Origin of the sequence: Allobosea sp. BK604, from assembly GCF_004341515.1 — a bacterium.
Classification (GTDB): domain Bacteria; phylum Pseudomonadota; class Alphaproteobacteria; order Rhizobiales; family Beijerinckiaceae; genus Allobosea.
In genome coordinates this window covers 161400-174345 of sequence record NZ_SLZF01000009.1, presented here as the reverse complement: position 1 = coordinate 174345, position 12946 = coordinate 161400, and the positions used below count along the sequence as shown (strand labels likewise).

Annotated in this window: 11 protein-coding genes; 6 read left to right on the top strand and 5 right to left on the bottom strand. The window is 63.2% G+C overall.

Features of this window, described 5'->3' with window-relative positions:
* Positions 1 to 91: 91 nt before the first annotated feature.
* A complete protein-coding gene (locus EV560_RS25895) occupies positions 92 to 2071 on the bottom strand; it encodes an ATP-binding protein (protein ID WP_131858722.1) in 1980 nt (659 codons plus the stop codon).
* Between the two features lie 429 nt (positions 2072 to 2500).
* Here EV560_RS25895 and EV560_RS25890 point away from each other — a divergent pair, with 429 nt between their 5' ends.
* Positions 2501 to 3046, top strand: coding sequence for a hypothetical protein (locus EV560_RS25890; protein ID WP_131858721.1), 546 nt, complete (start codon positions 2501 to 2503; stop codon positions 3044 to 3046).
* A gap of 5 nt (positions 3047 to 3051) precedes the next feature.
* On the opposite strand, the gene EV560_RS25885 is transcribed toward EV560_RS25890, so the two are convergent.
* A complete protein-coding gene (locus EV560_RS25885) occupies positions 3052 to 3954 on the bottom strand; it encodes a hypothetical protein (RefSeq protein ID WP_131858720.1) in 903 nt (300 codons plus the stop codon).
* Positions 3955 to 4294: 340 nt separating this feature from the next.
* Between EV560_RS25885 and EV560_RS25880 the strand changes: the two genes are divergently transcribed.
* Complete coding sequence (locus tag EV560_RS25880; protein WP_131858719.1) at positions 4295 to 5278, top strand: AraC family transcriptional regulator; 984 nt, start codon at positions 4295 to 4297, stop codon at positions 5276 to 5278.
* A gap of 134 nt (positions 5279 to 5412) precedes the next feature.
* The gene (locus tag EV560_RS25875) at positions 5413 to 6294 is read left to right on the top strand and encodes a PhzF family phenazine biosynthesis protein (protein WP_131858718.1); all 882 of its coding nucleotides are present in this window, start codon (positions 5413 to 5415) and stop codon (positions 6292 to 6294) included.
* 115 nt (positions 6295 to 6409) lie between these two features.
* On the opposite strand, the gene EV560_RS25870 is transcribed toward EV560_RS25875, so the two are convergent.
* Complete coding sequence (locus tag EV560_RS25870) at positions 6410 to 7261, bottom strand: LysR family transcriptional regulator (protein WP_131858717.1); 852 nt, start codon at positions 7259 to 7261, stop codon at positions 6410 to 6412.
* A 115-nt stretch (positions 7262 to 7376) separates the two neighbouring features.
* Here EV560_RS25870 and EV560_RS25865 point away from each other — a divergent pair, with 115 nt between their 5' ends.
* Entirely contained in the window at positions 7377 to 8375 is a 999-nt protein-coding gene (locus EV560_RS25865; RefSeq protein ID WP_131858716.1) for a carbon-nitrogen hydrolase family protein, read from the top strand.
* Between the two features lie 284 nt (positions 8376 to 8659).
* On the opposite strand, the gene EV560_RS25860 is transcribed toward EV560_RS25865, so the two are convergent.
* Together EV560_RS25860 and EV560_RS25855 are read right to left on the bottom strand one after the other, a co-directional pair.
* A complete protein-coding gene (locus EV560_RS25860) occupies positions 8660 to 9091 on the bottom strand; it encodes a cytochrome P460 family protein (RefSeq protein WP_465247042.1) in 432 nt (143 codons plus the stop codon).
* Between the two features lie 199 nt (positions 9092 to 9290).
* On the bottom strand, positions 9291 to 10421 hold the full coding sequence (locus tag EV560_RS25855) for an alpha/beta fold hydrolase (RefSeq protein ID WP_131858714.1): 1131 nt from the start codon (positions 10419 to 10421) through the stop codon (positions 9291 to 9293).
* 295 nt (positions 10422 to 10716) lie between these two features.
* Here EV560_RS25855 and EV560_RS25850 point away from each other — a divergent pair, with 295 nt between their 5' ends.
* Both EV560_RS25850 and EV560_RS25845 read left to right on the top strand, forming a co-directional pair.
* Positions 10717 to 11958 carry an MFS transporter gene (locus EV560_RS25850; RefSeq protein ID WP_465247041.1) on the top strand — a complete coding sequence of 414 codons (1242 nt, stop codon included), beginning with the start codon at positions 10717 to 10719 and terminating at the stop codon, positions 11956 to 11958.
* Positions 11959 to 12114: 156 nt separating this feature from the next.
* Positions 12115 to 12945, top strand: coding sequence for an enoyl-CoA hydratase/isomerase family protein (locus EV560_RS25845; RefSeq protein WP_348982263.1), 831 nt, complete (start codon positions 12115 to 12117; stop codon positions 12943 to 12945).
* Position 12946: the final 1 nt, after the last annotated feature.

Below are 12946 nucleotides of genomic sequence, written 5' to 3'. Positions count from 1 at the left end.
CAATGCGCGGTCGCCTGAACGTCGTTGAATTCGTTTGGACTGATGATTTGAAATGTCCGCTGGCATTTTCTCTGCTCTCGGCGTCCGCAGTCTACTCGTCTAGCAAGACCGAGAAGAAGGCTTGGTTTCGTTTTTTTGCCATCTCAAGGAGGGTTTCGTAGCCGAGAGCTTGAATGAAGATTCGCTCGTTGTCCCGATAGCGAATATACATCTTGGGATTCCAGTCGTTCTTGAAATCATGACCCTTCAGCACCTTGTGGAGGGAAGGCGTGAGATCGGCCACGATAAATGCGAAGCGCCTGACGACGCCGGCGAAACTCATATGCGAGCCGTCTGTCCGGGTAATTCCTCCAGCCGCGATGGCACCCTCCAGCGTCTCGATGACTTGCAGGACCGGATCTGTTTTGACGTTGCCGAACCTGTAGTCATCGCGGCTCGGGCGCTTGAATTCCACGATGGTCAGCGTGCTACCGTCTTCATCTCCAAGCACCATACTGTCATCGAAGAAGACGAGATCGGTGATTTTGTCTCCGGCTTTGCGGCCTTTGCCGTGCATCGCCCGGTCGCTCGATATGTAGGGCAAGAAGCTGAGCGCATCGTCGATCAGCCAGAGATTGTGCTCGAAATACCCGGTCTGGACGTTGTCGCTGAAGCGCCTGAAAACGAGTTCGTGAATGTCGTCTTCCGGCGCCCGTTTGCCATCGTCCTGATACTTCCGGGCGGATTCTACGAGTGCAATAATGTTCTTTCGATGAATGACGTATTCGGCCAGCGCCTCCTTTTTGCCCGCATCCAGCTTGTCGACCAGATCCTTGATCCTACGCTCATAGTCCGCAGGGCTGCTGGCGGCGGCTGTGATTTGTTTTGTGAGATCCGCCGTGGCCCGGAACCGTTCGATAGCGAGGTCCGAAACGAATTGCTCCGCCTTCCAGTGGTTAGGCTTCGCTGCGACGTAATCCGTGAGTGACCGGCCTCTCAGGCCGAGGCGCAAGATTGGGTTTTCTCGAAGGGCGCCGGTCAGGTCAGCCGACTGCTCCGACTTGATCTTGTCGATCTGTCCCTTCTCCTTTGCTTGAATGGCGTCAGAGACCGAAGACACGATCGTCTCGATCGCCTTGGGTGAAAGATTGATGGAAGTCCGAGCGTCGTTGAGGCGCCTTTCGAATGCGTCGCCGCGCACGACGGCAATTACGATGTAAGGCCTGCTGTTCTCGTCCAGGAAATGCGGCTGGCCGAGCTTGTTGGTCAGGTCACGAGGGTAGCCGACGATGCGATCTGCTGCGGATAGCAGCAGGCAGTGGCTCTTAAACTGCCGGCTCCTTGGAATCCGCGTGAGTGAGTAGGTCAGCGTCTCATCGGCGCCGTCAATCTCGCACTGGAACTGTCCGGAATCGATCTGAACGAAGACATCTTTGAAGTGGCTGGTTATATTTTCGGGTGGATCATCATCCAGCTGGATGGTGATCTTCGGAAGCCACCGATAGAGAAAATAGGGCAGAAAATGGCTGCCGATGGCCTCCATGATGTCGTTGGGCTGCAGTTCCCGGATCAGGTCCCACCAATTCGTCAGAGGTTGACCGTACTCCACACAGAGTCCGGTGCCTGCGAATTCAGGACCGCCGTCCTGGAAGGTAAATTCCTGCTCCTGTTGAATGTCGAAGCGGAAGGCTCGCAACTTCTCGTCAGTGAAGAATTCGTATCGGCTCGAATAAAGGATTCTTGAGAAAACCTTGAAGGCGATGAAACGCCCGAAGCCGCGTCCGCGCTGGTGAAGCTTGTAGCCGCTGAATGGCGTTTTGAACGAGAGATAGTTCTCATCCGTCAGCCCTATGCCGTTATCGGTCACGCTAACGATCAGTTTGGCTGGATCGTTGGGGTTTCTGATGTGAATGTGGATCTGGCCCTTTTCCTTGGCCTCCTCACCAAAACGGGCGCCGATCCCGTCCATCGCATTCGAAATGGCTTCCAGGACAGGAAGCAAAAAGCCGTGCAGGTCATGCGCCAAATGCGTCCTAGACAGGACAGCCTGCATGTCCGGCTTTACCAGAACATCGGTAGTTGTAGCCGTCATCGCGCGTAGCCCCCAGCATCCCGACTATGCGCAACAATAGGGCACCCAGCAATGCGGACGATGCCGAGCGCTCCTCGAAAGACTAGAAGGCAGCTGCGTAGCCGGGTTGAATGACCGGGGACCGGCGACTGGTCGCGCGCCGCAGGGCCATCTGGTGCGTTGGGTTAAATACTGGTGCTTTCACATCCTATGAAATGCACCTAGCTGACGGCACCGGTACCCTTGGTAAGACGGCGCGGCTCGCACATACTGTCCGTGTCGATCCCTACGCTTTTCTCTGGGACTGAGCGGATCAACGGCATTCAGCCATCGTACGATACCGATCTCAAGCGAGTAGCTGAAACGATGTTTCAGGGCCTGAGCGAAACGTTGACCGCTGAGGCCGCGGGCGCAAAGAGATCAAAGATTAGCTTGCTGGTGGTCGATTAAATGTTCTGGAACAAGAAAAAGGTCACCGACGAGGACGTCTTCCGTCTCGTCGCTCGGAGCTTCTACCCGTTCCACGACCCGACGATCGCCGGGCTATTGAAGATTGCCGCGCATTTCGACGGCGGTGATCGTGTCAAGCGGGCCGTCATCTCGATCCGCGGCTTCCACAGCGTCAGCTGCCTCTACTCCGCTTTGTGCGTCATGGAATGCGCCGAGGCCGGGCTCAGGACGCCGGACCTGGACGCGAGGATCGAGGCGATCGTCCGTGCCGGCCTAAAGGACTTCATGAAGCCGGCCCGCTCGATCTATGACGACGTCGCGACGCTGTTCGGAAAGCGGGTGAACGAGATCAACGGGCTCCTGGAGATATGCGGCGGGAAGAGCCGTGCCGAGGGCGAAGGGCTGCTGATCATGTTCACGTTCGACCGCGTCTTTGGCCGTGAGGAATTCATGGCCAATCCCGACGCGACGCTTCCGCTTGCCGAGGCCTTCACCAAGGCGATCCTTGAACTACGGATCGCGTTTCGGAATGGGCTCAAGCGGTAGGCTCGCTAGTCGTCATACAGGCTTCCGGAAGACGAGACGGAAAGTCCGTCCCCTAGATACATCGAGCCTGTGCCATCGCCGCCGAGGGTATCGTAGAGATCCCGCAGATCCGAGTTGCCCCCACGCTTTTCCTCTTTGTCGACCAGCTTCTCCCGCGGCGGCACCCACATGGTGCGATGCCTGAAATTCGGAGGTGTTCGCTCGCTGTACACGGGGTCGATTCGGAAGCCCGACTTGCTGCCGCACCCGACGCATTTCAAGTGCGACTTGATGTCGTCAACGGCCAAGCCTTGGTCGAAGAGTCGGCGCAAGCTAGCGGATCGAACGACGCCGATGTGGTCGCAAGAGCACTCGGCGCGGCCATCTAGCTCATAATCAACCCAGGCCTGTGGCGTCGCGAATTTGCTTCGCAACTGTCTATGGAAATCACCAAAGCGCGACAGGCTTTCGATCGGGCCTTTCGCTGTTACTTCCGTCAGGGCGAAACGTAGATGTTCGGGATTGCCAAGCACAAGACACTCGATGCCATGCGCGTAGTCGACGTCGCCGTAACCGCTGAGAACCTCATACTTTCCGCACAGGCTCCAGAGCACCGGGCCGAGCTCATAGCCTGACGCATCATTCTTGAAGTTCACGCCACGATGTCGCGCGGATGCATAGCACTTCAGGGTGAATTCGAGCTTCTTGTAGCCCACCGCCCGGCGCTCGACATTCAGCACGGACAAATCTTCCAGAACCCTGTAGCTCAATGAGAAGGGCGAGTTCTCATCGTGCTCTTCGGACGACATAACGATCTGGTCGACTTCTCCGAATGAGAGGTTCAATTCCGAGATGTCGTCCTGCCCGACGACATACGTCTTATCAGCCACCTTCTGGGGCGGTTGAACCGGGTCCAGTATCAGTGTCAAGCAATCTCCCCCGAGGCGGCGACGATAACTTCGCACGCTACATCAGATTGGCGAACCCGGCGACAATCGCAGCTGGAAGAGTCGCCCAGACCCACTCGCAGCCTGAGTCTCTACGATTAAACCTGTCCAAATTCTGTCCAAGTAGCGCCCTCGGCCATCGCAGAGGCATTGCCGCTTTGGCATAAACTCAATGATTTTAAGTGGATGTTTTGGCGTCCCGGAAGGGATTTGAACCCCTGACCCACGGTTTAGGAAACCTCGGGTCTCCGAGTAGGACGCTAGGCGGCAACATCTCTAAGCCTTCAATGTTCGCTTCCTGGCCATAGCCCAATGTCCGGAGATGGCGAGCGCTGACACGGCAAATCGACACCCGAGGCCGGCGTGGTGGCCAACATCGCCGACCCGCTTCCGTCCGCGGACAGATGATTTTCCGGGCGCGCCTGGGCTGCTAGGCTGGGTCATGCTCCGGTCCATCCAGCATCTCCGCGATTCCTCGTCGCCTGCCTCAAGGCTGGTCGACAATCACGAGCAGTTGGGTCTGATCGGCGGCGGCCCCGATTACCGGACGCCATGGCATTGGCATGATTGCCTGATGCTGTTCCTGCCGCATGCCGGCGCTGTCGAATTCCGCGACGAGTCCAGGAAAAGCGGGGCCTGGTTGAGCGAGGACCGTTTCGTGGTGGTTCCGCGCGGCTTCAATCACCAGAGCGCGGCTCTCCGGCCGGCTCATCGGCATCTGGCGATCTATGCGTCGGACAGGCAACTGCAGACGATCGACGATCGGATCGGCTCGTTGAGCCGCGTCCGGGCGAGGCTCACCCGGCCGGCCATTTTCGCGATGACCGCTGACATGCGTTCGCTCCAGGCCCTCTGTCAGGGCGGCGCAGCCGGCGATACGATGTTGGAGGCGGCGCGCGGCCATGTGGCGGCGGCATTGCTGATCAACTGCCTTGCCCAGATCGAGCGAGGCGAGGAACTCTCCGGCGCTCGCCAGGAGGGGCATGGCGAGATGCTGATCTCGGAGATCAAGGCGTTCATCAGCCAGAATGCCGACAGGGCTCTGCCGCTCGATCTGATCGCCGATCGGTTCGGCTTGTCCAGGCGCCAGGTGACGCGCCTGTTCCGCGATCATGCCGGCTCATCGATTGCCGCGTTCCAGGAGCGCGAGCGCATCCGGCAGGCTCGGGATTTGCTGGCTGAAACGACGCTCCCTGTGGGTGAAATCGCCTGGCGCGTCGGTTTCGAATCCGGCTCCGCTCTGGCGCGCGCAATGCGCCGGGCCACGGGGCGCGCGCCAACCGACATCAGGCGCGGATTGGCCTGATCCGGCGCGATTCATGGCCCGCCGGGTCGCGCAGCCCGGGATGCCGTTTCCTAATGGGAACGGGACAACCTCGCATGCCGGCGCGGCTTCGCCGGCCTGCCCATTTCGCTTGAAAATACCCTGGAATCCGGATCATGAACGGCATCACGCTCGTCAATGTCTTCACGCATCAGGGCCGTGGCGGGAACCCATGCCCCATCGCGATCGATGCATCGACATGGCAAGAAGCCGACATGCAGGCCGTGGCGCAGCGTTTCGGTCACGAATCCGGCTTCGTGCTCCCGGCTGCCACGCCCGATTCCGACTATGTTTTCCGGTTTTGGGTGCCACGTCACGAAATGGAGATGTGCGGGCATGCCACCATCGGCGGCCTTTGGTGCCTCGCCGTGGCCGGCAGGCTGGTGGCCGAACAGGTCCGCATCGAGACCAGGAGCGGCCCCGTGACCGGCTTTGTCGAGCTGAGCAGCGCCAGCGATCCCAAGGTCGAGATCAGCCAGCCCGCCGGCAAGGTCGTCGACCTCACGGCAGAACAGGAAAGCGCGGTGCTGGCGGCCCTGGGGCTGTCGCGTGGTGATCTTCTCGACCTGCCGATCCAGAACGCAGTGACGTCGCGCGTGAAAACGCTCATCCCGATGAAGAGCGTCGCGCTTCTGAACGCGCTTTCCTCGGATATGACGCGGACGGAGGCCTGTTGCGAGCAGATCGGCTCGACCGGCCTCTATCCCTATGCGATCGAGGATCAGGCCAGGCGGCGTTTCGAGGCCCGGCAGTTCCCGAAATCCTCCGGCTATCCCGAGGATGCCGCAACCGGTATCGCCGCAGCAGCCCTGGCATTCGGACTTCTCAAGAACGGCCTGGTCGGCCGTGACAGCCAGCGCATCAGGGTCCTTCAGGGGCGGGCGATGGGAGCGCTGTCCGAGATCGGCGTGCGTCTCGGGTTTGCGGGCGACAAGCCGGTGGGCTGCCTTCTCGGCGGCACCGTCAGCCTCGCCGATGCGGCCAATCCGGTGCGATGATCCGGGCGTTCTGCTAGAGCATTTCCGCGTTTCTTCGAATCGCGAAAATTCTCCATCTAGTTGTTTTGACGCATTTTCTTCACGCGAACCGGTATCCACTTCGCTCGAAAATGCTCTAGGCGCGATGCAGGTCCCGGATGTGACGCGCCAATTCCAGCGCCACCTCGCTCGCGCCGGCCCGCGGCAGATGGAGAGCGATGATGAAGTCGCTCAAGGCCGGGAGGCCGTCCGCCTCGTTCAGCACGTCCAGCGTTTCGGGCATTGTCGAGGGCAACATGGGCGAGATGGCGATATCGGCCTCCACGGGTGCGCAGATCGCCTCGAAACTCGCCACTTCGCAGACGAAGCGCCAATCACGCCCTGCCGCTGCGAGCGCCTTCAGCGCGACCGGGCGGTGCGGACAGCTCTCATCGCCGGTCGATAGCGGCAGGGGCTCTCGCCTGTGCGCGGTGCCGTTGCGCGCCCCGACCCAGGAAAGGGGCTCGATCCGCAACGTCTCGCCATGCGCCGCATCGGACTGCACGACGATCGCGAGGTCGATCCCTCGGCGCTCGAGCTGCTCCAGCAGGCGCCCGCTCGTGTCGCAGACGATGGTCACGCGGACCTGCGGCCATGCCCGGTCGAAGCGGCGCAGCACCGGCGTTCCAAACGGTCGCACGAGATCGGACGGCATGCCGAGCCGCACCTCGCCGGTGAATCTCGGCGTCTTCATCGCGGCCCAGACCTCGTCGTTCTGACGCAGCAGGAGCCGGGCCTGCCCGATCAGCCGCTCACCCTGCGGAGACAGGCGGATGCCGGCCCGGCCGCGCTCGACGAGGCGGCAACCAAGGCTCTCCTCGAGCCGCTTGAGCTGCAGGCTGACGGCTGCCTGCGTGAGGTTGAGCAGGCGCGCGGCCGCCGTGATGCCGCCGGCAGCGACAATCGCATCGAAGGCGCGAAGTAGCGCGATGTCGAGATTTCTCGCCAAGGGCAGCTCGATAATGATCGTTTATGCGGCGGATAATACAGTTTCGATTTCATTATGTCAGTCGGCGTCTCACCATCGTAGTCGGGGGCGATACAGGACAGGCAGGAGAACGGTCATGCCGGTTGAGGGACGGTTCACGCTCGCCGCGATCCAGGCGCGGCATATCCTGTTCGACCGCGATGCTGCGACGGAGAAGGCCTGCCGGCTGATCGGCGAGGCCGCTTCGGCCGGCGCGACCATCGCGGCCTTCGGCGAGGCCTGGCTTCACGGCTATCCCTTCTTCGCCGACGCTGAATGCCGCCCGCTCAGCTGGCAGGCGATGGCCGAGTACCAGGCCAATGCCATCGAAATCCCGGGCCCGGAGACGGAGCGGCTCTGCGCCGCCGCCAGGGAGGGCGGCATCGACGTGGTGATCGGCGTGGTCGAACGCGACACGGCGACCTTCGGCACCGTCTATTGCACGCTGCTCTTCATCGGGCGGGAGGGGCAGGTCCTCGGCCGCCACCGCAAGCTGAAAAGCACGCATGTCGAGCGGGCCGTCTGGGGCGATGGTGACGCCGAAGGTCTCAGGGTTCACCGGCGGCCCTATGGCCGGATCAGCGGGCTGAACTGCTGGGAGCACAATGTCTTCCTGCCCGGGCATGCGCTGGCGGCACAGGGCACCCAGATCCATGTCGCGGCCTGGCCGGGCCGGGAGCCTGCCGCCGCGCCGGCCTATCCCGACGTCATCTGGCCGCGCCAGCTGCTGCTCTCGCGTGCCTTCGCCTCGAAGGCGGCCTGTTATGTCATCTGCGCCGCCGGCATAAGGCTGATCGAGGACGTGCCGGAGCGCTATCGCGAGCTCGCCACCTACGAGCACACGGGGCAGAGCTGCATCATCGATCCGCGCGGCGAGGTCATCGCGGGCCCCGCGGAGGGCGAGACCATCCTGCTCGCCGAGGGCTCGATGGAGGCGGTCCTTGCGGCCAAGTCGGCCGTCGATGCCGCAGGACATTATGCGCGTCCCGATCTGCTGCGGCTGATCATTGGCCAGGAGCCACGCGAATGGCCGGGCGTCCCGGACATGAGGGCCGCGAATGGCCATGGATCCGACGCCACGCGGGCGATGGAATAGTCGCAACCGAATGGTCGACGGCGGATAGAGCATTTTCGAGCGAAGTGGATACCGGTTCGCGTGAAGAAAATGCGTCAAAACAAATGGATAGAGAATTTTCGCGATTCGAAGAAACGCGGAAATACTCTAGCCCGCGGCCCATCCAGGACTATCCGACAAGACACTGGATCATAGGGCCGGACACGATATCCGGTCCGATGATCTGGGCGTGTCGAAGTCCCGGAGGGCGCAGCCGCCCTCCCGGCCGACAGGCTGGCTCGCCTTTTCGTCCTGGAGCGAGCGTTCTACGGCGCAAACCGCGTAAAGACGTAATCCCGGCTTTTCACCCGCGCCTCGTGACAGGCAAAACAGGTCTCGTGCTGGGCTTCGTCGACCGGCTTGCCATCGACGAACCGGCCAAACCCCCAGCCGCCCGATGCCGGATATCGCTTCGAATCCTTGACCATGACCTGCACCGTGGTGGCTTGCCCCGGCACGAGCGCGGATTCGAATTCCGGGGACTGGATGTGCTTCCAGGCCAGCTTGACCAGCACGGTACCATCGGGGAAGGGCAGCGAACCAGCGCGATAAGCGTCGATTGCCGTCTTGTTGCCGAGGACCGAGCGAAGCTCGTTGAGCGGTTCGTGCTCCAAGGCCGGAGCAACGAGTTCCCACTGCCGATAGCCGTCGGGGATCACGACGCCGTAGATCGGCGACGCGGGTTTGGCTTGAACCATCCCCTGGGCAAAGGCCCCGACCGCGACGATGCCGGCCGCCACGGCCGCGCCAGCATAAGGAATCAGGACAGCAAGCTTCATCGCTCCCGCTCCTTGGTTGGAGCATTTCCGCGTTTCTCCGAACCGCGCAAATTCTCTATCTCTTTGTTTTGACGCATTTTCATCACGCGAACCGGCGTCCACTTCGCTCGAAAATGCTTTAGAATCGGGCGACATCGATGATCGCCTGAGCGAATGCCTGCGGCGCTTCCTGCGGCAGGTTATGTCCGATGCCGCCCTTGATCAGACGGTGCTCGTATCGACCCGTAAAGCGCTTGGCATAGGCGGCCGGCTCCGGGTGAGGTGCGCCATTCGCGTCACCTTCCATCGTGATCGTGGGCACTGCGATGGTGGGGAGCGTCGCGAGCTTCTGCTCGATTGCGTCGAACCTTGCCTCTCCCTGTGCAAGGCCAAGCCGCCAGCGGTAATTGTGGATCGAGACTGCGACGTGGTCGGGATTGTCGAAGGCCGCGGCCGAGCGCGCGAAGGTTGCCTCGTCGAACCTCCATTCGGGCGAAGCGAGCTGCCAGATCAGCCTGGCGAAATCATGGGTGTATTTCGCGTAGCCCGCCTCGCCGCGCGCCGTGGCGAAGTAGAACTGGTACCACCATTGCAGCTCGGCCTTGGGCGGCAACGGCGCCTTGTTCAGCTCCTGGCTGCCGATCAGATAGCCGCTGACCGAGACCATCGCCTTGCAGCGCTCGGGCCAGAGCGCGGCCACGATATTTGCGGTGCGCGCGCCCCAATCATAGCCACCAATGACGGCCTTCTCGATGCGGAGGGCATCCATCAGCGCGATGGCATCGACGCCCAGCGCCGCCTGCTGGCCGTTCCGGAGCGCCTGCGCCGACAGGAAGCGGGTGCTGCCATAGCCACGCAGATAGGGCACGATCACGCGAAACCCGGCCTGGGCCAGCATCGGCGCGACATCGACATAGCTATGAATGTCATAGGGCCAGCCGTGCAGCAGCAGCACCGGCGGGCCGTCCACCGGTCCGGCCTCCGCATAGCCGATGTCGAGCTCCCCCGCCTTGACCTGCTTGAGCGACGTGAAGGAGGTGCGCCCCGCGCGGCCGGCCCCGGAGGGACCGGCGCCTGGCGCGTCCAGGGTCTGCCCGCGTGCTTTCGCTATGCCCAGCTGGGTGAGTGCGGCGCCAAGCGCGATCGTGCCGAGGAAGCTGCGGCGGTTGTCGTCGACCTGCTCCGATGTCGCGGCCGCCGCATGAGCGACAGGGCGATCAAGCCGCGAAGCTGTCTCGGGGAACTCTCTGTCGGATGTCTGGCGGGTCATGGCAATCTCCTCTGAAGCTTCGCGAGAAGCGCGCGGGATGCTCCAGGTGCTCCCCACGGGGTTCTTCCCCATCGCCTGACCCTAGCGGGAGCCTGCCATCGTCTTAATCGCACCAGAGGATAGCGACCTCATACCTGCGTATGATCGGGCCGCGCAGAAGCCGGATCGAACGCGATCCGGCCCAGCGCTCGGTCCGGGCATCCCGGCGATATATGCGCAACGGAAGGCCGCGCGGCCATGCTAGGAGGGCGCCGTCGCAAACCGGTGATCTGACGGACGCCCTCAGCCCATGCAGATGATGAAACGGATCTTCGCCGGAGAAGCGTCCGGTTGGCGCGTGTTCCGATCCGGCGATTTCCGCCGCTTCGCGGTCAGCCGGGTCCTGTCGCAACTGGCCTTCCAGATGCAGGCGGTCGCGATCGGCTGGTTCATCTATGACATCACCCGGTCGGCCTTCGCCCTGGGGCTCATCGGCCTCGCCAGCTTCCTGCCCGTGGTGCTGTGCGCGCCGCTCACCGGCTATGTCGCCGACACCTTCGATCGCAGGCTCGTCGCGGCCTTGTCCTATGGCACGCAAACCGTGGCGAGCGGCCTGCTGCTGTTGATCGCCAGGACCGAACCGGGCGCGATCTGGCCGATCTATGCGCTGGTCGCGCTGATCGGCACGGCGCGGGCCTTTGCGAACCCGGCCATGCAGGCGCTGCTGCCGACCCTGGTGCCGCGCGAGCTGTTCGCATCGGCGATCGCCTGCAACGCCTCGCTGATGCAGAGCGCCTCGGTGCTCGGGCCGGCGCTTGGCGGCTTCCTCTATGCCCTCGGACCGTCCGCCGTCTTCGGCTTCGCGGCGGTGGGCTATGCGCTCGCCAGCGTCTCGATCCTCGCGACGCGGTCCCGCCACGCGGCCGGCTCGGCCCGGCCGCCGCTGACCTGGGCGGTCTTCACGGCGGGGCTCTCCTTCATCTGGTCGCAGCCGATCATGCTCGGCGCGATCAGCCTGGATCTGCTCGCCGTGCTGTTCGGCGGCGCGGTGGCGCTGCTGCCGATCTTCGCGGCCGAGATCCTGCATGTCGGCCCGCTCGGCCTCGGGGCGTTGCGCAGCATGCCCGCGATGGGCTCGGTGACGATGGCCATCCTCCTTGCGACCTGGCCGCTCCAGCGCAAGACCGGGCAGCGCATGCTGATCGCGGTGGGCATCTTCGGCGTCGCGACGATCGTCTTCGGCCTGTCGACCTCGCTGCCCCTTTCGATGGCGAGCCTGTTCGTCGCCGGCGCGGCCGATATGATCAGCGTCTATGTCCGGCAGAGCCTGGTGCAGGGCGAGACGCCGGACGCCTTGCGCGGGCGCGTCTCCGCCGTCAACAGCGTCTTCATCGGCGCCTCGAACGAGCTGGGCGAGTTCGAATCCGGCATGCTGGCGACCCTTATCGGCGCTGTTCCTGCCGTCGTCGTCGGCGGCATGGCGACGATCGGCATCGCCATCCTCTGGTCCCGGCTCTTCCCCGCCCTGTGGCGCAAGGACAGGCTATTCGGCTCCTGAGGCAGCGCATCCGAACTGGTGAACATCGCGGCCCGGGATCGACAGCCGCTGCCGAGACCTAGGTATCGACGATACCTAGGTGCGATGGAGATCGATCCGGCCTCCTGTCATCCAATTGATGCTGGGACGATCCCGGCCCGAGCAATGGAGGCGGGCATGGCCGACAAGGAACAGTTTCGCGTGGTCCGGCATACGCCGGCCTTCTGGTACGTCACCTTCGACAATCCGCCCCTGAACATCTTCGGGCCGAAGGCGCTGCCGCAGATGAATGCCATGGTCACGGCGCTCGAGACCGACCCCGACGTCAAGGTCGTGGTCTTCGACAGCGCCGTCGAAGGCTCCTTCATCACCCATTACGATTTTCTCGCGGCACCGGAGGAGACGCTGGGGCTGCCGCCGGGGCCGACCGGCCTGGAGCAGCTTCCCGACATGCTGGTCCGCATCAGCCGCGCTCCGGTGGTCTCGATCGCCAAGATCCGCGGCCGCGCGACCGGCGTCGGCAGCGAGCTGGCGCTCGCCTGCGACATGCGCTTCGCCAGCCGGGAGAAGGCGATCCTGTCGCAATGGGAGGTCGGGGCCGGGCTGGTGCCGGGCGGCGGGCCGATGGCGCGGCTGCCGCGGCTGATCGGCCGCGGCCGTGCGCTCGAGGTTCTGCTTGGGGCCGACGACGTCGATGGCGAGCTCGCCGAGCGCTACGGCTACGTCAACCGCTCCTTCCCCGACGCGGAGCTCGACCGTTTCGTCGATGCGCTGGCGAGCCGCATCGCGACCTTCGACAGGCAGGCGCTGGCGGAGACCAAGCACCTCGTCGATATCGCGAGCCTCCCCGCCGATGCCGACATCGCGCCGGAATGGGGCGCCTTCCTCGGCGCGCTGAAGCGTCCGGCGGCGCAGCAGCGCATCGAGAAGCTGATGCAGCGCGGCTTCCACAAGCCCGGCGACGTCGAGACGCGGCTGGGACATTACGTCGGCCAGATCGGCGCCTGAC